Origin of the sequence: Blautia coccoides (genome assembly GCF_034355335.1) — a bacterium.
Taxonomy (GTDB): Bacteria; Bacillota; Clostridia; order Lachnospirales; family Lachnospiraceae; genus Blautia; species Blautia producta.
Genome location: NZ_CP136422.1, coordinates 3,966,099 through 3,987,192 on the forward strand (window position 1 = coordinate 3,966,099; position 21,094 = coordinate 3,987,192).

21 protein-coding genes, 1 tRNA gene and 1 pseudogene are annotated in these 21,094 nt (G+C 48.1%); 5 read left to right on the top strand and 18 right to left on the bottom strand.

The window, feature by feature from the left end; translation table 11 throughout:
* Window positions 1–76: 76 nt before the first annotated feature.
* Both BLCOC_RS17830 and BLCOC_RS17835 read right to left on the bottom strand, forming a co-directional pair.
* Window positions 77–718 (bottom strand): epoxyqueuosine reductase QueH, encoded by a 642-nt coding sequence (locus BLCOC_RS17830; protein WP_018596392.1) that lies wholly within the window; start codon window positions 716–718, stop codon window positions 77–79.
* Window position 719: 1 nt separating this feature from the next.
* Complete coding sequence (locus BLCOC_RS17835; RefSeq protein ID WP_115622943.1) at window positions 720–1,718, bottom strand: 2-hydroxyacid dehydrogenase; 999 nt, start codon at window positions 1,716–1,718, stop codon at window positions 720–722.
* Window positions 1,719–1,932: 214 nt separating this feature from the next.
* On the opposite strand from BLCOC_RS17835, the gene BLCOC_RS17840 reads away from it, so the two are divergent.
* Both BLCOC_RS17840 and BLCOC_RS17845 read left to right on the top strand, forming a co-directional pair.
* Window positions 1,933–2,703, top strand: a complete 771-nt coding sequence (locus tag BLCOC_RS17840; RefSeq protein WP_115622944.1) for an ABC transporter ATP-binding protein — start codon at window positions 1,933–1,935, stop codon at window positions 2,701–2,703.
* 1 nt (window position 2,704) lies between these two features.
* A complete protein-coding gene (locus BLCOC_RS17845; protein WP_026255581.1) occupies window positions 2,705–3,502 on the top strand; it encodes an ABC transporter permease in 798 nt (265 codons plus the stop codon).
* A 59-nt stretch (window positions 3,503–3,561) separates the two neighbouring features.
* Here BLCOC_RS17845 and BLCOC_RS17850 read toward each other — a convergent pair whose 3' ends face one another.
* The 5 genes and pseudogenes from BLCOC_RS17850 to BLCOC_RS17870 form a co-directional block, all read right to left on the bottom strand.
* A complete protein-coding gene (locus tag BLCOC_RS17850; RefSeq protein WP_018596396.1) occupies window positions 3,562–3,759 on the bottom strand; it encodes a type II toxin-antitoxin system antitoxin in 198 nt (65 codons plus the stop codon).
* A gap of 17 nt (window positions 3,760–3,776) precedes the next feature.
* Window positions 3,777–4,762, bottom strand: a pseudogene (locus BLCOC_RS17855) (SPFH domain-containing protein).
* A 188-nt stretch (window positions 4,763–4,950) separates the two neighbouring features.
* A complete protein-coding gene (locus tag BLCOC_RS17860; RefSeq protein ID WP_029468576.1) occupies window positions 4,951–5,889 on the bottom strand; it encodes a hypothetical protein in 939 nt (312 codons plus the stop codon).
* A 141-nt stretch (window positions 5,890–6,030) separates the two neighbouring features.
* A complete protein-coding gene (locus BLCOC_RS17865) occupies window positions 6,031–6,948 on the bottom strand; it encodes a SufB/SufD family protein (RefSeq protein ID WP_029468575.1) in 918 nt (305 codons plus the stop codon).
* Window positions 6,948–7,688, bottom strand: a complete 741-nt coding sequence (locus tag BLCOC_RS17870) for an ABC transporter ATP-binding protein (protein WP_115622945.1) — start codon at window positions 7,686–7,688, stop codon at window positions 6,948–6,950. Before BLCOC_RS17870 ends, BLCOC_RS17865 begins: the two co-directional genes overlap by 1 nt.
* A 172-nt stretch (window positions 7,689–7,860) precedes the next feature.
* Between BLCOC_RS17870 and BLCOC_RS17875 the strand changes: the two genes are divergently transcribed.
* Both BLCOC_RS17875 and trpB read left to right on the top strand, forming a co-directional pair.
* On the top strand, window positions 7,861–8,502 hold the full coding sequence (locus tag BLCOC_RS17875; RefSeq protein ID WP_018596401.1) for a tetratricopeptide repeat protein: 642 nt from the start codon (window positions 7,861–7,863) through the stop codon (window positions 8,500–8,502).
* 30 nt (window positions 8,503–8,532) lie between these two features.
* Window positions 8,533–9,756, top strand: coding sequence for a tryptophan synthase subunit beta (gene trpB, locus BLCOC_RS17880; protein ID WP_018596402.1), 1,224 nt, complete (start codon window positions 8,533–8,535; stop codon window positions 9,754–9,756).
* Between the two features lie 66 nt (window positions 9,757–9,822).
* Here trpB and BLCOC_RS17885 read toward each other — a convergent pair whose 3' ends face one another.
* The 11 genes from BLCOC_RS17885 to BLCOC_RS17935 all read right to left on the bottom strand — a co-directional run bounded on the left by BLCOC_RS17885 (window position 9,823) and on the right by BLCOC_RS17935 (window position 20,607).
* Window positions 9,823–10,245 (bottom strand): DUF3887 domain-containing protein, encoded by a 423-nt coding sequence (locus BLCOC_RS17885; RefSeq protein WP_029468573.1) that lies wholly within the window; start codon window positions 10,243–10,245, stop codon window positions 9,823–9,825.
* 16 nt (window positions 10,246–10,261) lie between these two features.
* On the bottom strand, window positions 10,262–11,569 hold the full coding sequence (locus BLCOC_RS17890; RefSeq protein ID WP_029468572.1) for a sensor histidine kinase: 1,308 nt from the start codon (window positions 11,567–11,569) through the stop codon (window positions 10,262–10,264).
* Window positions 11,570–11,587: 18 nt separating this feature from the next.
* Entirely contained in the window at window positions 11,588–12,292 is a 705-nt protein-coding gene (locus BLCOC_RS17895) for a LytR/AlgR family response regulator transcription factor (RefSeq protein ID WP_115622946.1), read from the bottom strand.
* 103 nt (window positions 12,293–12,395) lie between these two features.
* Entirely contained in the window at window positions 12,396–13,916 is a 1,521-nt protein-coding gene (locus BLCOC_RS17900) for an AAA family ATPase (protein ID WP_115622947.1), read from the bottom strand.
* Window positions 13,906–15,273 carry a vWA domain-containing protein gene (locus BLCOC_RS17905; protein ID WP_115622948.1) on the bottom strand — a complete coding sequence of 456 codons (1,368 nt, stop codon included), beginning with the start codon at window positions 15,271–15,273 and terminating at the stop codon, window positions 13,906–13,908. The genes BLCOC_RS17900 and BLCOC_RS17905 overlap by 11 nt, the downstream gene beginning before the upstream one ends.
* 15 nt (window positions 15,274–15,288) lie before the next feature.
* Complete coding sequence (locus tag BLCOC_RS17910) at window positions 15,289–16,146, bottom strand: leucine-rich repeat protein (RefSeq protein WP_115622949.1); 858 nt, start codon at window positions 16,144–16,146, stop codon at window positions 15,289–15,291.
* Window position 16,147: 1 nt separating this feature from the next.
* Complete coding sequence (locus tag BLCOC_RS17915; protein ID WP_115622950.1) at window positions 16,148–16,741, bottom strand: hydrolase; 594 nt, start codon at window positions 16,739–16,741, stop codon at window positions 16,148–16,150.
* A gap of 20 nt (window positions 16,742–16,761) precedes the next feature.
* Window positions 16,762–17,802: a polyamine ABC transporter substrate-binding protein gene (locus BLCOC_RS17920; protein ID WP_029468566.1), complete on the bottom strand. Its 1,041-nt coding sequence runs from the start codon at window positions 17,800–17,802 to the stop codon at window positions 16,762–16,764.
* 9 nt (window positions 17,803–17,811) lie between these two features.
* Window positions 17,812–18,612, bottom strand: a complete 801-nt coding sequence (locus BLCOC_RS17925; RefSeq protein ID WP_018596412.1) for an ABC transporter permease — start codon at window positions 18,610–18,612, stop codon at window positions 17,812–17,814.
* A complete protein-coding gene (locus BLCOC_RS17930) occupies window positions 18,609–19,466 on the bottom strand; it encodes an ABC transporter permease (RefSeq protein WP_029468565.1) in 858 nt (285 codons plus the stop codon). Before BLCOC_RS17930 ends, BLCOC_RS17925 begins: the two co-directional genes overlap by 4 nt.
* 1 nt (window position 19,467) lies before the next feature.
* Window positions 19,468–20,607: an ABC transporter ATP-binding protein gene (locus tag BLCOC_RS17935; protein WP_226826773.1), complete on the bottom strand. Its 1,140-nt coding sequence runs from the start codon at window positions 20,605–20,607 to the stop codon at window positions 19,468–19,470.
* A 356-nt stretch (window positions 20,608–20,963) separates the two neighbouring features.
* Here BLCOC_RS17935 and BLCOC_RS17940 point away from each other — a divergent pair.
* A tRNA-Thr gene (locus tag BLCOC_RS17940) sits at window positions 20,964–21,036 on the top strand.
* The last annotated feature ends 58 nt before the right edge of the window (window positions 21,037–21,094 follow it).

Here is a 21,094-nt window from a genome sequence, read left to right on the forward strand (position 1 = left end):
TAAATATACGGCTTATGGGTAACAGTTTATCATTATCTGCAGACCCATGCAAGAAAATTTTCCCTGTCCCCCACGTCTATGACTTTTGCGCCTCTCTCCTGTCACGTTCTCTTTTTGAGAACACACAGCCGCAGAAATCCTGACGGTAAAGGCCATATTCCCCTGAAAGCTCTGTGGAGCGCTTATATCCGTTCTTTTTCTTAAAATCCGAGGGCAGGTGCCGGACATGGTACTTCTTAGCCAGGCTTTCTCCGATCTCATTGATCTTTGCCGCGTTTTTTAAAGGACTGATGGACAGGGTTGTGGTGAAATAATCGTATCCGCCTTCTGCCGCCAGCCTTGCCGCCTCCTCCATGCGCATCTGATAGCAGGCAAAACAGCGCTCATGGCCCTCCGGAATATCCTCCATGCCTCTTGCCATCTCATAAAATTTCTCGGGACAATACTCACCCTTTAACAGTTTTGGCTTATGTACAAAAGGCATGGATCCTATAAGCCGCTCCAGCTCTTCCTCCCGTTTCTCATATTCCTCTTTCGGAGATATATTGGGATTGTAGAAAAAATCCGTTATCTCAAAATACTGTGACAGATATTCCAGCACATAGCTGCTGCAGGGTGCGCAGCAGCTATGCAGGAACAAAGTGGGTACTTTCCCCTCTTCTTTTATCTGTTCCAGGATTTTTTCCAGTTCTCTTTGGTAATTTCTTTTCTGTTCCATTTTATGATTCCCTTTTCAGAACTTCATTGCTGTTTGTCTCACCCTTTTCAAAGGCCACAGCATTGTCCAGAGTGGTCTGGGAAATAGCGGCAAGAGCCTCCTGGGTAAAGAATCCCTGATGGGAGGTGATCATCACATTGGGGAAGGACAGAAGCCTTGCCGTTGTGGAGTGTTCCAGGATTTCATCGGAACGGTCCTCAAACACGTTCTTTGTCTCCTCCTCGTATACATCCAGGCCTACGCCGAAGAACTTGCGGGCACGGATCCCTTCGATAAGATCCTCTGTCTTTACAAGACCTCCTCTGGATGTGTTCACCAGGACCACACCGTCTTTCATTTTGGCAATCGTCTCCCGGTTTATCAAATGGTAGGTGCTGTCCATCAGAGGGCAGTGCAGGGAGATCAGGTCACTTCTCTCAAGCAGTTCATCCAGAGAGACATATTCTGCAAAATCCAGATCGGGATTCTGGTACACATCATAGGCAATGACCTTCATACCAAAACCACGGCAGATCTTTGCCATGGCAGCGCCGATCTTTCCGGTTCCCACAATACCTGCCGTCTTCTGGTAAAAGTTAAATCCCATCAGCCCGCTGAGGCTGAAATCATTCTCCCGCACTTTTACATAAGCTTTATGGATCCTGCGGTTTGCCGTAAGCGCCAGGGCCATGGCATGCTCTGCCACTGCCTCCGGAGAATACCCCGGCACGCGCATAACCCGGATGCCATACTCTGCCGCTTTTTCCAGATCCACATTGTTGAAGCCAGCGCAGCGCATGAGTACCAGCTTCACCCCTGCCTCATGGAGAGCCGTCATAGTCTCAGCCCCCACATCGGAGCTTACAAAAGCACACACAGCGTCAAAGCCTTTTGCCAAAGGCGCTGTTTTCGGTGCCAGATCTGTTTTCAGATAATCAATCTCTATTCCCGGATAATGTTCCAGTTGTTTATCAAAGGATGCCCTGTCGTAGCTTTTGGTGTCAAAAAATAAAATTCTCATAGTTTTGCCTCCTGTTCTTGTCAAACAAAGTTTCCGTTACCGGATAGGTTTCCCAATCCGTACTTATTTTATCAATAATCAAAGAAAAACACAAGTGCCTCCATTTCCCATATGTCAACCCCCGGCACTTCATCATATGATACTGTATACCGACCCCAAAAACAGACAGTCTCACACCTGCCTGCCGATGGAAAAAAGAAAGGAATGACAACTTATGGATACACCTCTTTTAGAAGTAAAAGATGTCAGTTATGCCTATCACACAAAATCCGGTGAAACACCCGCTTTGTCCCATATATCTTTTTCTGTGAAAAAAGGAGAATTTCTGGCCATCGTAGGTCCCTCGGGATGCGGAAAATCCACGCTGCTGGATATGCTCTGCGGCCTGCTTACCCCGGAGGAGGGGGAAATCCTTTTAAACGGGAAACCCCTCAGCGAATCGGTGACCAACATCGGATACATGCTGCAGAAGGACCATCTCTTTGAATGGCGCACCATATACAGCAATGTACTGTTAGGATTGGAGATCCAAAAAAAGGTTTCTCCCAACACCAAAGAAAAAGTCAATCATCTGCTGGCTGATTACGGCCTGGATAAATTCAAAGAATCACGCCCCTCACAGCTTTCCGGCGGCATGCGGCAGCGCGCCGCACTTATCCGCACACTGGCTCTTGAACCTGATCTGCTGCTGCTGGATGAACCGTTTTCCGCTTTGGATTATCAGACACGCCTCTCCGTAGGCGATGATATCGGAAAGATCATAAAGCGGGAGGAAAAAACCGCGCTTCTTGTGACCCATGATATATCGGAGGCTATAAGCATGGCTGACCGCGTTATCGTGCTTGGCAAGCGTCCAGCCTCTATTACAAAGATCATCTCCATTGTGCTCACCATTGACAACCGCACGCCTTTTACTTCCCGCAGCGCTCCGGAATTCAAAAATTATTTTAATGAAATATGGAAGGAGCTAAACCACAATGGCTGAAATGACTTCTATGTCCAGAGGACAGAGGAACTATCTGCGGAAATTAAGGCGTGATTCCCAGATCGTGCGGATCATCCGCATCCTCATATTTCTGGCTTTTCTGGCGCTTTGGGAGGGCAGCGCAAGGCTGGGTCTTATTGATTCCTTTATCTTTTCAAGCCCTTCCCAGGTGGTTATGGCCATGTATCACATGATATTGGACGGAACCCTTGCCGTACACACAGGTGTCACGCTCTGGGAAACCATTGCCAGCTTCGCCCTGGTGACAGTATTCGGCATTGCCATCGCAGTGCTTTTGTGGTGTTTCCCGAAGCTCTCATCCATTTTGGAACCGTATCTGGTAGTCCTGAACAGCCTGCCAAAATCAGCCCTGGCACCGCTTTTGATCGTGTGGCTGGGCAGCAATATTAAGACCATCATCGTTGCCGGTCTGTCTGTAGCTATTTTCGGGGCGATCCTGAACCTGTACACAGGCTTCTGCGGCACAGACCCGGATAAATTAAAACTGATTTCCACACTGAGGGGCACGAAAAAAGATGCCCTTTTTAAAGTGGTCCTCCCCTCCTCTGTACCGCTCATCCTAAGCATTATGAAGGTCAACATCGGTCTCTGTCTGATCGGCGTTGTCATCGGAGAGATGATCGGGAGCAAACGGGGTCTGGGGTATCTGATCATCTATTCCAGCCAGGTATTCAAGCTGGATACCATGATCATGAGCATTGTTATTCTATGTATCATTGCAGCCGTTTTATACAGTCTGATCAATGTGGCAGAGAAAAAATACAGAAAACATTTCTGACAAAGCAAAAAAATCCAGGCGAATGCGGCACAACTGTTGGCCGCTGCCTGGATTTTCTTTTATTCTGTTTCAGATTCCAAAGGGGAACCCTTCCTGCTCTTTTTCCGGTGCTTTACACATTCTGTCAGCAGATATTCAATCTGACCGTTGACGGAGCGGAAATCATCTTCCGCCCACTGTGCCAGGTCATTGTAAAGAGACGCGGAGAGCCGAAGAGGGACCTGCTTTTTTTGTTTTTCCTTCGATTTATTCTCCATGAAGGCTTCACTCCACTCTAATACAGGGAACCGCTGTTGACAATGGGCTGGGCATCCTTATTACCGCAGAGGACAACCAGCAGGTTGCTGACCATGGCCGCTTTGCGCTCCTCATCCAGCGTTACGATATCTTTGTCGTTTAATTTCTGGAGGGCCATCTCCACCATGCTCACAGCACCTTCCACAATCTTCTGACGGGCATCTATGATTGCTGCCGCCTGCTGTCTCTGCAGCATAGCTGACGCGATCTCCGGCGCGTATGCCAGATGGGTGATGCGCATTTCCAGGATCTTGATCCCTGCCTCCACCACCTTCTCCTGCAGTTCCTCCTGCATGATGCTGGCGACCTCCTGGCTGCTTCCCCGAAGGGAGCGCTCATCACCGCCCTCACTTGTGTCATAGGGATATCTTCTGGCTGCGTTTCTCGTAATGCATCACACTGGATTGACAGATAATCCTTATAATTCTCCACGTTGAATACAGCTTTTGTGGCATTTTCCACCTTCCATATGACAACCGTTCCGATCTCGATGGGATTTCCCAGTTCATCGTTTACCTTCTGTTTTTTATTGTCCAGCGTCATGGTCTTCAGTGAAACTTTTTTATTCGCTTTTGTCTCCGTGTTCTTCTGTTCTGCCTCGATCCCCATGCCTTTCAGCACAGTAGAGCTTCCGCTGCCGACTGCTCTCACTGTGGGATTGATCCCTGTCACAAAAGGATTTACCCAGTAAAATCCGTTCTCATTGAGGGTTCCGTAATACTTTCCGAACAAAGCCAGAACAAGTGCTTCGTTGGGGTTGATCACCTTCAGACCTGCCAGTGCCACACAAGCTGCACACAGGATCAGGATGGCGGCCGTCACACAGATACCGGCCAGGGCACTGCTGTTCCGAGAGATAACTGCCCCTGAAAATATCATCAGCACAATACTGCCCACAATGGCCGCGATCAGCAGAAACAGCATTGCCATACCTGACTTGGGATGCAGGATCCTCTCCTCCACGTTCTTATTCATTGGGCTGGTTCCATCTTTTTCTTCCATGATTTTTCCTCCTCTTTGAAAGGCTGCCTCCGGCAGTATTTTTTTGATATCTTTTTGATATCATTATAATACACCTTAATCTTATATATGTCAATAGAAAAGACCATCCGTACCCGTCTTCCGGTTCCGAATGGCCTTTCAGTTATTCTCTATACTTCAGCCTGTATATCAATGGTATTCAGCTTATCACTGTCCTCCTCTTCCTTATGTCCCACAGTACCTGCCACAATGTAGTAGCCAAACTTGGAATCATAGAAAAACTCTTTCACCAAAGAAAATCCCGCGATCTTTCCCGTACTGCTCACATGCATCAACGGTCCGGTACAGGAGATAATATCATCTCCGATCTTCACGTGCTCCTCATCATAATATGTAATAGGCAGATCCTGGGCGATCAGCTCTTTCATCTTCTTCTCGATCTCCACCAGATCAAAATTCACCGGCTTCTCAGAATAATCCAGCATAAATCCATGGCGTATATCTGCCCGGACATAGCTTGGACGCTCAATATCCCTGACCACATACCCGAATAGATCCTCTGCACTGTGTGCCATCTTTCTGTAGATCAGAGATTTAAACACAATATCAGCAATATTCTGGGGCAGCGGGCCGAACAGAGACGGCCTTGTCACAATGACCTCCTCGCCAATCCCTATCATCAGATCCGCATTCCTTTTCAGAACAGGGTACAGGATCTCAAAATGCTCCACGATCACCCTCTTGTGCTGGGAAGTCACCCTGATCACAGCCTCAGCGATGGTCTCCAGATCCACATACTTCCTTGCCGCCCTGGCGTCTACGTGGAAAGTACGCGGGGTATAGAATCCCACATCCTCCGCGTTCAGCAGGGGCATATTGGTGATGTCATATTCATCATCTGCGTCCACCACCTGGATTCCCGGAAACATACCTTTGATCATCATACTTTTTCCGGAATCCTTGGCTCCTATGATACCGATGATACGGTCAAAGGGGTTCAGATACATCTGGGAAATTTTCCTTCCCAGCTCCATCATCCTTCGGTTTCCTCTTGGTGCAAAGAAAAAATTATACAGATTACACTCATGGCGTACATTGTTGTAAATCATAAAAACCTCTCCCTATAAATATGTTTTTTGTTCCCCAATGGCAATGTGCCGTTTCTATTTCAACTATAGCACAAAACCGGGCAGTTGTATACGGTTTTGTCCCGCATACCTGCCCGGCTGACGTTGTGTCGTATTACTGTTTTACTTCAGGAAACCATTGATGATCTGGGCCTCCGCCTCTTCCTCTGTAAGCCCCAGTGTCATAAGCTTTATGATCTGCTCTCCTGCGATCTTGCCGATGGCAGCCTCGTGGATGAGCGCTGCGTCGGAACTGTTTGCAGTGATCTCCGGGATAGAGCTGATCTTGGCATTGCCCACAATGATGGCATCACATTCCGTATGTCCGCTGCACGCCGCGTTTCCGTTGAGCACGGACTGGAAAAGCTGATGGGAATCATCCTTTGCCACGGAGCGGGACACAATGTTGGCACCTGAATCTTCTCCGTCCATATCCACGATAAAACGGCTCTCCGCGTCCTGGGTCCCGTGGGTCATAAGACGTTCCATAACTTTCAGACTGGCGCCATCCATTAATTTTGCCCTGGTCATACGCTTTGTGGAGTCCACGCCTTTGATCTGCACAGTATCCATCTCCATGACACTGTTCTCCCCGACTTCAATGATGGTCTCAGGATTCATAATGCGCTGTCCCTTTCCATCTCCGCTGCCGTAATGCTTTTCCACGTATTTCACTCTGGAATTTTTGCCGATGAAAAAGCTGTGGATCCCGTCATGACGGCTGGAGGCGTCTCCGCCGTTGTGAATGCCGCAGCCCGCGATGATGGTCACATCGCAGTCATCCCCCACATAAAAATCATTATAGACCACCTCTTCAAGCCCGGCCTGGCTCATAATGACCGGAATGTGGACACTCTCTTTTTTGGTGCCGTCCTTGATGCGGATAATGATCCCGTCGCCCTCTTCTCTTGTGGTGATCTCTATATGCTCTGTGCTGTTCCTGCCCTCGCTCTTTCCGTTTGCCCGGATGTTGTACGCACCCACCGGGATTTCATGCAGCCCGGCAACTGCCTCTAATAACTGTTTCTGAATCGTGTCCATTATTTTACTCCCCCGTCCTTCCAGATTTTACAGCCGGAATAGTCATCTACGCCTTCCAGCAATGCGGGAAGCACTTCCTCTTTGCTTCCCCGGCTCACCAGTTTTCCGTCTGCGATCACTAGAATTTCATCCGCAATATTCAGGATACGCTCCTGATGTGAGATGATCAGAATAGAGCCGTGGATCTCCCTGTGCATATTTTCAAACACATGAATCAGATTCTGGAAGCTCCACAGATCGATCCCCGCTTCAGGTTCATCAAATACGGACATCCTGGTGCCTCTTGCCATGACGGTAGCGATTTCAATCCTCTTCATTTCTCCGCCGGAAAGACTTGCATTGACCTCTCTGTTAATATAGTCCTTTGCGCACAGCCCTACCTCAGAGAGGTACTGACAGGCTCCGGTGACTGTAATATTTTCCCCGGATGCCAGCCGGATCAAATCAAGCACGGTGACGCCTTTAAAACGTACCGGCTGCTGAAAGGCATAGCTGATGCCCCTCTTTGCCCTCTCCGTGATGTTCAGGTCCGTGATGTCCTCACCGTCCAGATAAAGTCTTCCCTCTGTGGGCTTCTCAATACCCGCGATGATTTTTGCCAGCGTTGATTTTCCTCCGCCGTTTGGCCCTGTGATGGCTATAAATCTGTTGTCCTCCAGAGTAAAGCTTACATGCTCCAGAATCCCTTTCTCCTTTGTCTCCTCTTCTACTTTGAAGGAGACATCCCTAAGCTCCAGCATTTTTCAATCCCTCCGATGTCATCTTCATCTTTTTATGTTTATAAATCCCGATTCCTATGTTATAATATCAGCAATGGGCCGGATCATACAGGCTCCAACCGTGGATTTAATTCCTACAAAAACAGTACACTATATTACAAAATTTGTCAAAAGAAAAATGGAGATATTTTCAATGGACGCAAAAAATATGGATTTTACTCTGGAAGAACTGAAAATCCTGGCAGAAAACGGTCAGAAGGATCTGGAGTATGCCGTGGGCTATTACTATGAAAACGGAATACACACCCTGACAGATTTCGGACAGGCAGCCCAGTGGTATGAAAAAGCAGCGAAAAAAGACCATGTGGATGCCCTGCTGCACCTAGGATTTCTCTATGCCCAAGGAAAAGGCGTGGACAAAGACGAAAAAAAAGCGTTTACCTATATCAGACGCGCCGCTGAAACCGGCAATAAAAATGCCCAGTACAACCTGGCCAGGTGTTATGAGGAAGGGATCGGTACAAAACAAGATCACTCAAAAGCCTTTGGCTGGTATAAAAAAGCAGGGCAGCAGGGGGATTACCGAGCCATGTGCTGCATGGGCGGTTACTTTTTAAGCGGCCAGGCAGTCCCTCCCAACACGGAGCGGGCATTCCAGCTCTTTGAAAAGGCAGCCAACGCCAATATACCTGCCGCACAGTATAACCTCTCAATCCTCTACCGCTACGGAGAAGGTGTTGAAAAGGATGAAGATAAGGCAGACCTCTGGCTGACAAAAGCCGCTCAGAACGGCTTCAAGCTGGCAAAAGACGCCCTGCACGGCGAACAGGAATAAAATATTGAATTCACATAAAGGAGAAAAAGAATGGAAGTAGATTACAGAACATACCTGAGACATTACCCTGACAGAAACGGACGCTTTGGTCCTTACGGCGGTGCTTACCTGACAGAGGAGCTGGTTCCCGCCTTTGAGGAGATCGCAGACGCATACCAGACCATCTGCCACTCCTCCCAGTTCATCAGTGAGCTGCGCCGCATCCGCAAGGAGTTCCAGGGAAGACCCACACCGGTCTATCACTGCGAGCGCCTTTCAAGAACTATCGGCAACTGTCAGATTTATCTGAAACGAGAAGATTTGAACCACACAGGCGCCCATAAGCTGAATCATTGCATGGGCGAGGGGCTGTTGGCCAAATTCATCGGCAAAAAGCGTCTGATCGCGGAGACCGGAGCCGGTCAGCACGGCGTGGCTATCGCTACAGCGGCAGCGTTCTTTGGATTAGAGTGTGAAGTGCACATGGGTGAAGTGGATATTGCCAAGCAGGCTCCAAACGTGACACGTATGAAGATCCTGGGCGCCAAGGTGGTGCCTGTCACACACGGCAACAAGACACTGAAAGAGGCGGTTGACTCTGCCTTTGAGTCTTATGCTAAGAATTACAAGGATTCTATTTACTGTATCGGTTCCGCAGTTGGCCCCCATCCCTTCCCCCTCATGGTCAGGGACTTCCAGTACATAGTGGGCGAGGAAGCCAAAGACCAGTTTAAGGAAATGACAGGCCTGCTGCCCGACGTGGTATGCGCAAGCGTAGGCGGCGGAAGCAATTCCATCGGCATGTTCGTGCCTTTCGTGGATGAGCCTGTGGACATTGTAGGCGTGGAGCCTCTGGGAAGAGGCACCAAGATGGGCGACCACGCAGCCTCTATGCAGTATGGCGAAAAGGGCGTTATGCACGGTTTCGAGAGTATCATGTTAAAGGACGACAAGGGCGAACCGGCTCCTGTATATTCCATAGCAAGCGGACTTGATTATCCTTCTGTTGGACCGGAGCACGCATTCCTCCGTGACCTGGGCAGAGTGCAGTACGATACCGTCAGCGATGAGGAGGCCATGGACGCATTCTTCAAACTGTCCCGCACAGAGGGCATAATCCCGGCCATTGAGAGCGCCCATGCGGTTGCCTATGCTATGCGTAAGGCAAAAGAAATGAAGCAGGGCTCTATTCTTGTGAATTTAAGCGGACGCGGTGACAAAGATATCGACTATGTGGTAGAACATTACGGCTACGGAGATCAATTCTTCAAATAACAGACAGACTTTAAAAAGAGTCCGGCGCGAACCGGACTCTTTTCATATTCTTCACTGCTGTTGTTCTTATTTCACGTAAAATCCAATGCATTTCATACCCGTATCAAAAGTGATGGTATACTGGGCTTTTCCATCCTTATATTTTGCCAGAAGAACCACCACTGCATAAGGTGTCTCCGTATCCTTATCCTGGCCTCCCGCCACGCTTATCTTCTCAAAGGATTCAAACTCTCCCAGCTTGTCAAAAACATAATCCAGATTTTCCTGGAGCTGTTCATAAGCGATCGCCTGCCGCATGACAGGAGCAAAGGTGTTCTCATATATATCCTCCAATTCTCCGGCATTTACCTGATCTACCATATTTTCGGCAGCCTTTTTCACTTCGTCCTCATCAAATTTGTCAGAAAGCTTATTTCCGCATCCCGCTGTCAGTACCCCGATCAGGCAGATCACGCAGAACAGAAGACCTCTCTTTCGGATTTTCTTCATGGTCATCCCCTCCTCTTTACGTTTCTTTTTGTTCATCCGGTATCATGATGCTTACCTGAAACTCTGTATCCGTCTGGGAAATTTTCATGGTCCCATCATACTTACCCAAGGCACTTTTTACATTCTGCAGCCCCAGCTGCTGATGCTTCTGTCCTGCTCTCTCCTTCTTTTTCCCCTTTGAGTTCACCATTTTGATCACAAGAAAGGAGTGTATGTTTTGTATCTGCAGGGAAAGGCGTTTCTCCTCCCCCTCCCCTATGGCCTCCACCGCATTGTCCAGAAGATTTGCAAAGATCGTGGTGATATCAATCTCACGTATCCTGTCAAGGCAGCCGTCACAGATATCCAATTCCAGCCTTGTATCCTGCATGGACGCCTGTCCCAGCTTCTCATTTAATATGATATTCAGCATCCTGTTGTTCGTATACCAGGTATGTCCTGTCTGGTTCAGCAGATGGAAAACATCCTCGGCGTAGGCCTTTGCCCTGTCTGTCTCTCCGCTCTCGTAGAGACGTGCCACGGCCTGCATGTGATTCCTGGCGTCATGTATGACTTTTCTGGAATTCTGGTAACTCTCCTCTAGGGTTTTATAATGCTGATAGAGCAGCTCTGACTCCTGCTTGTAAAGCTTTTCCTCCCTGAGTGCCCGGCTGCCCTTCCCGGTCTCTTTGAAAAGGTACAAAAGCAGCAGATTTATGGCAAAGATCAAAAGGATGTTAAGTATCACCAGACCGTACCCGTACCTGAGAACAAAAAAATCCGCGCTCATCCAGATAATAGACAGCATGAAGACAACAGAAAAAATGGGAAGCAGCATAAAGAAAAAATACTGGCGCTTATAGAGAAAGAATCGGTTTTCCTTCTCCTCATCTTTTTTTATAATCATGAGAATAAAAAAGGTCCAGAAAAATTCCGCAAACCATTTTATCAGGAGAAGGACGATCCGCATGTTGTCTATCTTCTCCAGTCCTATCCGCAGGAGATTCCATGTAGTCATATTCATATAAGTCCACTGCACAGCATAGATACTTGTGATCTGACAGAGGAAAAATCCGAAACAATATACCACACAGTAAAAATATGCCGCCCCGGTGGGCTTAAACAGCACTGTCTCCAAAAACAGCACTGCCAGTACGATTGAAATCGTGATGATCCAGTTACTCCGTGAAAACTGGGTCAGCAGACAAAATGCTGAAAAAGCCCCATAAGCTGCCGGATAGATCCATACCTTATTCAGACGCCGTTCCCCGATCCTGTTCATGAACCAGTAAAACAGAAATCCCAGTACAAATAAATCCGCCGCTGTCACAATATATTGAAACACCCTGCTGCCACCTTCTTCCTACCCCATCTTATCCGCCAGATAAAGACTCAGCTTCTCTTTGAACTGCACTGCCTGTTTCTGCGACAAAGGGATCCACTCTCCGTTCATCATGAGGATTTCATACCCCTTGATATTTTTTACGTGATACAGATTCACCACAAAGCTTTTATGGGGCACGGAAAATCCATACTCCTCCATCCTGCCGGCAATATCCGATATCCTCCCCCGCATCTCATAGGTGGTATCTTTTGCCTTCATATAGATCCGCCGGTTCTGATATTCAAAATAATAGATCATATCCACAGGAAGCCTCACAAGCCCTTCTACGGCAGTGAACTCCACCTGCTTTACCTCCGGCGCCTCTTCCTCCTGCCAGAGCAAGGCATCCTCGATCTGCTTCCAGATCTTCTCCTGCTTTACAGGCTTCAGAAGATATCCAAATGCATGGACAGAAAAAGCCTTTCCTGCATATTCCTTGTAAGAGGTGACATATACGATCTTCACTTTCCTGTCATGAATGCGAATCCTCCTGGCAGTCTCGATCCCGTCTATGCCCTTCATATCAATGTCCAGGAAGATCAGATCATAGATATTCCCGGTCCTGAGCAGGTCCTCCCCGCTGCTGTATCCATCCGCGTTTAGTTTCTGCTTTGGGTAACTCTCTATCAGCTCTCTTAAAAAAGATACTGCAGTCTCGTCGTCGTCACACACTGCTATACGCATCTTTCTCCTCCTGTCGTCTTTATCCGCTTTGTCTTATTATATCCCGGCTCTCTCTCCTGCTCAATATCTCCTGCATAAAGTATGGAAAAAGGCACACAAGTAGTTACAAGTCCGTCTCAATTTCCTCCAGCTCTTTTAAGATACTCATCTGCTCCTCTTCAAAGAGCAGCTTTTTATTATATTTATAATAACTGTCACATCCATTTTCACTGATAAACTGGATACTGTACGGATTCGTATTCAACTCAGTGACAAATATGATCATCTCCTGGCTGTCGCCAAAAGCGCTTTCCAGAAAATCAAAGGCATTCTGCAAAGCTCTGCCGGTCTCTAAGATCACGCGCTCCCGCTCCTCGGATTCCTGTCTGAAATGCTTCGCGGCCCCGGCAAAGATCTCCTCTGGTGACAAGCCGTCCTTTTCACAGATTTCTGACTCCAAAAGCCGTGCCTTTAAAAACTCCATGATCTTAACAGCCGCATGGCGCGCCGGCGCGGTGAACTGGCCTGCATTTTCCTTTCTCTCATATTCCGCCTGCTCCCATCTCAGGATATCCCCAAGGGAACCGGATGGGGCTTTTCCCTCTCCCATCTCCCGCTTCCAGACTTTTAGTTTGTCATAAAGGGCTGTAACATAAAGATCCATCTCATAATATGCATAGAATCCGGTCCCAAGGCGGCCCACAAGAAGACCCACCACACTGAATTTCTCATCGAAAGATGCCAGTTTCAGCTTATCCACCGCAAAGTTTTCAAAGTGGCCTGCCAGTACCTGATCGATCTGATAATCAGTCTTGTATTTCTCAAACAGCTCCAGATAATTGGCAAAATCCCTGGCAGCTTTGCCGTGCTGGATGTACTGCCCCACGACTTCCCTGTCCGCCCTTTTTCCCAGCTTTTCATAGGCATAGAGGAACTGGGACAGATCCTCCCATCCTCTGGCAGTGGCGAACATACGACCGTCCGCACTGGTCTCCATGCGGTAAAAATTATCTTTGTGGATATCCAGATAAGAGATCACAGCCGGATGTATGCCGGCACCATAGGCATACTCTTTCCATACGCCAAAGTCTTCCTCCACATCGATCCTGCGTATCCTGTCAAGGGTCACCACGTCAAATTCCCGGACGGATTTATTGTACTCCGGAGGATTCCCCGCCGCCACAATGATCCACCCCTTTGGCACAGACTGGTTTCCGAAGGTCTTGCACTGCAGAAACTGCAGCATGGTTGGAGCAAGCGTCTCGGACACGCAGTTAATCTCATCAATGAAGAGGATTCCCTCCGGAATCTTTGTCTCCTCCATTTTGTCGTACACAGAGGCAATGATCTCACTCATGGTGTATTCCGTCACAGAGTGGGATTCCCCGCCGTACTCCTTCTCCCTGATAAAGGGAAGTCCCACAGCGCTCTGCCTGGTGTGGTGGGTGATGGTATAGGATACCAGGTTGATCTCACATTCCCTGGCGATCTGTTCCATAATCTGTGTCTTGCCGATTCCCGGAGGTCCCATAAGCAGAATGGGGCGCTGCCGGATGGAGGGAATACAGTATTCCCCATATTCATCTTTGATCAGATATGCCTCTATAGCGTCCTTGATCTCCTGTTTTGCTCGTTTAATGTTCATCAGTAATTCCCTCTTTATATGCTTCCATTTCCTCCTGGTCCAGATATATTTTTATAGCCCAGGCGGGTACATCAACCTCTTCATATTCTTTCTGCATCAGCACAAACGCCGTCTCATACCGGGGCATTTTCCGGGGAAATATCCCTTTGCCGTCAGTAAAATACAAAAGTCCTCTCAGGTTTGTAAATTCTCTTTTTGCCATCAGTTCCTCCACATAGGTAAAAACCGGCCTGAAATCCGTACCTCCCTGCCCCAGCAGTTCCAGATGTTCCATATATGCCTCCAGTTCCTCCTGGGAAGTGATCCTGTCGTCCTTTCTCACCATCTCATCACACTGGATGATGTGGATCTTGATCTTCCGAAAGAAACTCTCCGTCTCCCGAAGGATGGAATACGTCTCTTTCAAAAAAGCCTTCACCAGCTCACCGGAACAGGACATGGAGGTGTCAATGGCTATGACAAATTCCTCCACCTTTTTCACCTCCCGGCTCTCCTGTGGTTCGATCAACGGCATATTGCCGTACAGGGAAAGTCCATAGCTGTAAAACCCATAGTCAAAAGAATCCGGGTCTATCTTCTGCTCCTCTTTCAGCACCGCAAATTTCTGCAGAAACCTGCGGTAATCATAGGAATCCCTGTTCTCCACCTTGATCTGCTCCAGTATTCCCTCCGAAGCTCCAGTGGCCGAATCCTGTCCAAAGCTCTGCAGTTCTGTCTCCATCTTATTGCGGATGTCATCCCAATTCTCCTTTGGTCTCTGGTTGGGTGTTTTTCTTTTTCCCCCGCTCCAGAACCGGTGGTCATCCACATAGAATTCCTGGCTCAATCTGCGAAGCTGTTCCTGGCTGGGCCTCACCTCCAAAAGTGCCGTAAAAACCCCCTCTGCATTCAGAACACGGCGCTTTTTCCCAAGCTCCGCGTAAGTCTCTCTTCTGAAAGCAGACGCCGGACGGCGCACACAGTGCAGAGGAATGCTGTCGATCATGGCTTCGCTGGCAATATCGCAGGAGACATCCCACAAAAGATCTGCCAGGTTTTCCTCAACCAGCCTGGATGCTCTCTTTTTTCTGAGACGCGTATCCTTCCACGGATGGGCAAAAATGCAGTGGAACACCATATGAAGATATGCCCGGTTCACCCATACACGACCCTCCCGGTACAGGCCGCCCAGATAGGCAGGGTTATAATAAAACCCCACACCGTCTGTTCCCAGGGCCTCCATCTCCGGGTTCTGCACATATGAAAACGCAGAAAGTGCCACATCCAAAAAGCGCATGTGCAGATATAGCTCACTTCTGGAAGCGGCCAGTATTCTGACACACACTTCATTGATTCGTTTTTCCATTTCCTGTGCCATCTTTTTACTCCATTTTTAAAATTCAAAGGACTTTACAGCCCTGCCAAACCGTTTCCTCTTCATCTCCATCAATACACTCACCGCCTCTGTCTGTCCTCTTTTTGACGCTTGGCTTAAGAGCAGTTCCATCTCCTCAGCGCTCTGCACCATCTGTTCTGCCAGATAACACAGAGCACTGTGCCAGTCCTTACGCCCAAGAAAATAGTCCCCTGTCTCTGCCAAGTGTTCTTCCACATATGCGGCATACTCTTTTTTTGCAGCTTCCCCCAATTCCCAGGGATGCATAAGGCGCCCCATGGCCATGGGAATCAGGATCTCCGGCTTCTCATACACCTTTGCCACTTCAAATAAATTGTCATAGCGGTGATAATCTACACGTTTTTCTGTAAAACACTGGCGGTAACGATAGCCTGAACCGTGAAAATGTGTCTCCAGTATCCTGGCCGGCGTGTTCTCCACACCTTCCTCATAATACTCCGGAAATACCAGTTTCGCGCAGTGTTCAGTCTCCCTAAACGTGATCGTCACAAACACTTCGTGAAAGGTTTCAGCCACCACATCCGCCAGACAGCTCTTGGCCCCTTCACCCATCCGCACATACAGTTTCCTGAGCGCGGAGCATCCTGTGAAGGAACCGCCGCCGATGCGCTTCAGGGAATCCGTGAAGGACAGGGTTCTTAAATTTCCACAGCCGTAAAAGGTATAGTTTCCGATCTCCTCCACACCATCGGCGATCTCCATCTCTTCGGCATGAAGCAGGGTTTCCTGTTCCTCTTTTGTCCTCCCCTCTTTCCACGGGGAATAATAGTAAGCAGGCAAAAAGGATGCTCCCGCATCCCTTTTGCCCTCATTCACAACATATTTATCCTTCATATCACTGTACTGCCAGCGCTTCGCACTCCCGGGCCACAGAAGCCTCACAGGAACGCATGGCCTGGATCGTCTTGTCAAATAATTCAGTCAGCTCCCATCCCAGCATCTCGGCACCGTCCTTTATCACATCCCTGGAACAGCCGGCTGCGAATCTCTTATCCTTGAATTTTTTCTTTACACTGGACACTTCCATATCCATAACGCTCTTGGAAGGACGCATTTTTGCTGCCGCCCAGATAAGTCCTGTAAGCTCATCGGAGGCAAACAGGATCTTCTCCATAAGATGTTCCGGCTTCACGTCAGAACAAAGTCCGTATCCATGGCTCACAACCGCGTGTACAAGCTCCTCCTTGGCATCAATCTCCGCCAGAAGCTCCGGTGCTTTTTTGCAGTGCTCCTCGGGATACTGTTCAAAATCTACATCGTGAAGCAGGCCCACCAATGCCCAGAACTCCGCCTCATGGCCATACCCCACCTCTTCGGCATACCAACGCATAACGCCTTCCACAGTCAGCGCATGCAGGATATGGAATTCCTCTTTGTTGTATTTTTTCAGAAGCTTTAACGCTTCTTCTCTTGTCACTTTTGTCTGCATTGTATGTACCTCCTCCCTTCTTAGTCACATGCCGCTTTGAATTCTGTCCAGTTTTTCTCATACGCCTCATTGGCCTCTGCGCTCACATTCTGTACGATCTCACCCTTTGTCACAGAATCAGGCACTACCAGGTTCGGATTTACCAGGTCGTCAGCAGCCTTTGTGGTACAGTAATAGCCAAGAGCATCAAAACATTTTGCCGCTGTCTCCGGCTCTAAAATGTAGTCCAGGAATTTATACGCGTTCAGCTCATCCGGCGCGTTTTTGGGAATAAACAGATTCATGATGCCGAATCCCAGCCCCTCTTCAGGATAGACCACCTTCAGGTCCGGATTTTCCGCAAGGGCTGCTGTCACCTGGGATGTATAGAGATAAGCAACACTTGCCTCGCCGTTCAGCAGTGCATTCTGTGTATCACTGTCCTGGATCATACGGATGTTTGGTGCCAGTTCTTTTAATTTCTCACCGGCCTGCTCAATGACAGATACATCTTCCTCATTCATGGATTTCCCCATGGTCTGAAGTACAAATCCGTTGACGGCACGGTAACTGCCGATCATAGCGATCTTGTCCTCAAGCTTTGGATTCCACAGATCCTCGTAGCCCTTGATCTCAAAATCAACCTGCTCCGGATCATATACGATCAGGGGGATACCAGCTCCGTGGGGAACTGTATATTCATTGTCCGGATCATAAAACTGGCTCTGATACAGTGGATTGATGTTGTTAAAATTGCCGATCTGTGTTTTGTCCAGTTTTTTTGCAAGGCCGTTCTTTACGATCTGTTCAATGATATAGTCATCGCCCACAACAATATCATAGTCTTTTCCGTCTGTCTGCTGGATCTTTTCCAGCATGGTTTCATTCGTGTCAAAGTTGGAGCTGATGATCTTGATCCCTGTCTCTTTCTCAAAACCATCCAGGACTTCCTGGGGGAACAGACCCTCCCAGGTGTAGAGTACCAGTTCTTTGTTGTCGTCTTCCTCTTTTTCGCCGCATCCGGCAAGCATGGAAGCCGCCATCGCAAAACACAGTGTAAGAGCTGCTAATCTTCTCTTCATATTTTTACCTCATCTTTCTGAAAGTTCTCCCCGCCTGTGTTCCTGCCTCTTCTGTACCAAAGAAGAGATGCCAAGAACCAGAACGATAGCCACTAGGATTATGGTACAAAGCGCATTGATCTCCGGGGTAACCCCTGTCTTTAACTGGGTATAGACCTTTACCGGAAGTGTATTGAGCCTTGGACCGTTTACAAAAATACTGATGACCACATCATCAAAAGACATGGCAAAGGCAAGCAGGCTTCCCGACAGAACCGCAGGCATGATCAACGGGAGTGTGATATCAAAGAACGTCCGTATCTGAGATGCTCCCAGATCCCGGGCCGCCTCCTCTAACGACCTGTCAATTCCCACAAGCCTTGCCTTCACCATCATAAATATATAGGGAATACAAAAGGTAGTATGCGCAATTACCAAGGTTGTCATACCAAAAGGCAGGTTTAATAAGGAGAAAAAGGCAAGAAATACCATACCGAGAATGATCTCCGGTATCATGATAGGGACTGTGGAAAGATATTCCATCATGCCTTTCGTCTTATAATCCGCCCGTGCCATACCAACGGCACCTAAAGTTCCGATGACCGCAGAGATGGCGCAGCTTATGACACCCAGAAGTATGCTGTTGAACAGCGCCTCCTTTATATCTCTGTCGTGCCAGAGTGTTTCATACCATTTCAAAGAAAATCCTGTAAAGCTGGCTGTCAGCTTGGACTCATTAAAAGAAAATATCACCACCATCACAATGGGGAGATACATAATGAGCAGCAGAACAGCCAGATAAATGCCTGACAGCTTATGTTTTTTTCTCAAAAGAATCCCTCCAAATCTTTCACGTGGGTGATTTTCCTGTACAGATAAATCATAATGGAAGTAAGAGCCATGAGCACCACTGCGAGGGCTGCTGCAAATGGCCAATTGCTTCCTCTTGTGAGCTGATCCTGGATCACGCTTCCCACCAGAACAATTTTATTACCGCCCAGAATGTCCGCGATAAAGAACAGGCCCATAGACGGCACAAAGGAAAGGATCACACCGGTCAGAAGTCCCGGCAGCGTCAGCTTCAGGGTTACCGTCAAAAATGCCATTGGGCGGCTGGCACCCAGATCCCTTGCGGCCTCCACTAATGACCAGTCCATCTTTTCCACGCTGGAATACACGGAGAGCACCATAAACGGCAGCAGTGCATACACCATACCGATGACAACTGCCGGATAGGAATAGAGAATTTTCAGAGGCTCCTGAATAATGCCCAGCTTCATTAAAAGAGTGTTGAACACACCTTTTGCCTGGAGCAGAATGATCCACCCATACATGCGGATCAGAGAGCTGGTCCAGAAGGGCACCATGACCAGCAGCATGATCCTCTTTTTCCATTTATCTGACTGCTTTGCCATAAAATATCCGAAGGGATATCCCAGCAGCGTAATACAGATGGTACTGGTAAAGGCCAATTGGAAGGATTGGCTAAAGCTTTTTAGATAGACAGGGTCTGCTATCTTCTTATAATTTTCCAGGGTAAATTTCCACACGGTACCCCACCCGTCGCTGTTTGTGGCAAAACTCAGCGCTATCATATAGACCAGTGGTCCGGCCACAAAGACAAGGGTAAAGATATAGAGGGGTGCAACCGTCAGAAACAGTCCCGATTTTTTCTTTTTCTCCATCTCACGCCCCCTGTGTGCCTTCATCCATATCCACAAAGACGGCGTGCTCCGGCTCCCATCCCACACAGACCTTCTGATCCACAGTCAGATCTGTGTCTATGCCATAATGGCTGGCAACCACTTCTCTGCCGTCCTCCAGTCTGAAAGCCATGTGGAGCTGTCCCGCGTTAAAGGATTTATCTGTTATCACTGCCGGAAGCCCTTTTTTGCACTCACGGCAAACTTTGATATTCTCCCTTCTCACAGCTACCACTGCTCTGCTGCCTTTTTTCAGTCCATCCACAGTTCCGGCTGAAATGAGACAGTCGTTCACACGGATATCTGTCAGTTCCTCACCTATATTCTCCACAATACCGGAGATAATATTGGCATTGCCCACAAAATCAGCTACATAGCTGGTTTTTGGACGGTTGTAGATCTCATCCGGGGTACCGATCTGTTCAAACTGTCCGTCACGCATGACCACAATGCGGTCAGACATGTTGATGGCCTCCTCCTGGTCATGGGTTATGTACAGGAAGGTAATGCCCAGCTTCTTCTGGAGCCGCTTCAGCTCTGTCTGCATGGCCCTGCGCAGCTTCAGGTCAAGTGCGCCTAAAGGCTCGTCCAGCAGCAGTAACTTTGGACTGTTGATCAGGGAGCGTGCAATAGCAACTCTCTGCTTCTGTCCCCCTGACAGCTCTGAGGGCATACGCTTTTCATAGCCTGAGAGCTGAACAAGATCCAGCATTTTCTTTACATTTTTCTTAATTTCATTTTTAGGAACCTTACGTATCCTCAGACCATAGCCAATGTTTGCCTCCACATTCATATGGGGAAACAGGGCATAGTTCTGAAACACTGTGTTCACATCTCTCTGATGAGGTTCCAGCGCAGTCACATCCCGGCCCTCCAAGATCACCTGACCTTTATCAGGCATTTCCAATCCGGCGATAATGCGCAGCGTTGTGGTCTTTCCGCAGCCGGAGGCACCTAAGAATGTGATGAACTCTCCTCTTTCTATGGAAAGATCAATGTCTCTGAGCACGTCTGTTGTGCCGAAGCTCTTGCTGATCCCCTTTAATTCCAGTAACTTATCTTTCCCCGCCTCTGCCGAAACAGAATCTGAGGGATTTCCCTGAGGGTGTCGTATCTCACTCATGTCGTATCCTTCTTTATCTTATCGCAGCTGTTCAGTCCCCTCACAGCCGCCTCTTATTAAACTATCTCTGGTATATAATGGCACAAATGTTCGGCGTTGTCAATTCCCGACAAATAATTTAGAGGGAATTCATCCATTTTATTCTCAAATAATCCATTCCGGTATTCTTGACCAGAGTGTATCTGAAAATCCCTTCCGACACACTCTAAATATGCCTGCTGGCACTACCTGTTCATACGGTCAGCGCAGTAAATGCGCAGACCTAACTGAACTGTTACAAAACATAAGACAGAATTTGTAAAAAACAGTTGAATTTTTCTCAAAATCGTGTATAATATCATTTGTGTGTAACACAAGCTGGAATAGCTCAGTCGGTAGAGCACTTCACTCGTAATGAAGGGGTCGTGAGTTCGAGTCTCATTTCCAGCTTTTACATAAAAAGCGTAAAGCCTTTTACGGGGCTTTACGCTTTTTTACGCTTTACTGG

What these genes read in the sequence shown, in the direction of transcription:
- BLCOC_RS17915 (WP_115622950.1), bottom strand. Translation starts at nt 16,741, where the DNA reads ATGCAGACAAAAGTGACAAGAGAAGAAGCGTTAAAGCTTCTGAAAAAA.
- BLCOC_RS17830 (WP_018596392.1), bottom strand. Translation starts at nt 718, where the DNA reads ATGGAACAGAAAAGAAATTACCAAAGAGAACTGGAAAAAATCCTGGAA.
- BLCOC_RS17905 (WP_115622948.1), bottom strand. Translation starts at nt 15,273, where the DNA reads ATGGCACAGGAAATGGAAAAACGAATCAATGAAGTGTGTGTCAGAATA.
- BLCOC_RS17875 (WP_018596401.1), top strand. Translation starts at nt 7,861, where the DNA reads ATGGACGCAAAAAATATGGATTTTACTCTGGAAGAACTGAAAATCCTG.
- BLCOC_RS17865 (WP_029468575.1), bottom strand. Translation starts at nt 6,948, where the DNA reads ATGGACACGATTCAGAAACAGTTATTAGAGGCAGTTGCCGGGCTGCAT.
- BLCOC_RS17900 (WP_115622947.1), bottom strand. Translation starts at nt 13,916, where the DNA reads ATGAACATTAAACGAGCAAAACAGGAGATCAAGGACGCTATAGAGGCA.
- BLCOC_RS17870 (WP_115622945.1), bottom strand. Translation starts at nt 7,688, where the DNA reads ATGCTGGAGCTTAGGGATGTCTCCTTCAAAGTAGAAGAGGAGACAAAG.
- BLCOC_RS17935 (WP_226826773.1), bottom strand. Translation starts at nt 20,607, where the DNA reads ATGAGTGAGATACGACACCCTCAGGGAAATCCCTCAGATTCTGTTTCG.
- trpB (WP_018596402.1), top strand. Translation starts at nt 8,533, where the DNA reads ATGGAAGTAGATTACAGAACATACCTGAGACATTACCCTGACAGAAAC.
- BLCOC_RS17845 (WP_026255581.1), top strand. Translation starts at nt 2,705, where the DNA reads ATGACTTCTATGTCCAGAGGACAGAGGAACTATCTGCGGAAATTAAGG.
- BLCOC_RS17860 (WP_029468576.1), bottom strand. Translation starts at nt 5,889, where the DNA reads ATGATTTACAACAATGTACGCCATGAGTGTAATCTGTATAATTTTTTC.
- BLCOC_RS17850 (WP_018596396.1), bottom strand. Translation starts at nt 3,759, where the DNA reads ATGGAGAATAAATCGAAGGAAAAACAAAAAAAGCAGGTCCCTCTTCGG.
- BLCOC_RS17920 (WP_029468566.1), bottom strand. Translation starts at nt 17,802, where the DNA reads ATGAAGAGAAGATTAGCAGCTCTTACACTGTGTTTTGCGATGGCGGCT.
- BLCOC_RS17930 (WP_029468565.1), bottom strand. Translation starts at nt 19,466, where the DNA reads ATGGAGAAAAAGAAAAAATCGGGACTGTTTCTGACGGTTGCACCCCTC.
- BLCOC_RS17835 (WP_115622943.1), bottom strand. Translation starts at nt 1,718, where the DNA reads ATGAGAATTTTATTTTTTGACACCAAAAGCTACGACAGGGCATCCTTT.
- BLCOC_RS17910 (WP_115622949.1), bottom strand. Translation starts at nt 16,146, where the DNA reads ATGAAGGATAAATATGTTGTGAATGAGGGCAAAAGGGATGCGGGAGCA.
- BLCOC_RS17885 (WP_029468573.1), bottom strand. Translation starts at nt 10,245, where the DNA reads ATGAAGAAAATCCGAAAGAGAGGTCTTCTGTTCTGCGTGATCTGCCTG.
- BLCOC_RS17840 (WP_115622944.1), top strand. Translation starts at nt 1,933, where the DNA reads ATGGATACACCTCTTTTAGAAGTAAAAGATGTCAGTTATGCCTATCAC.
- BLCOC_RS17895 (WP_115622946.1), bottom strand. Translation starts at nt 12,292, where the DNA reads ATGCGTATAGCAGTGTGTGACGACGACGAGACTGCAGTATCTTTTTTA.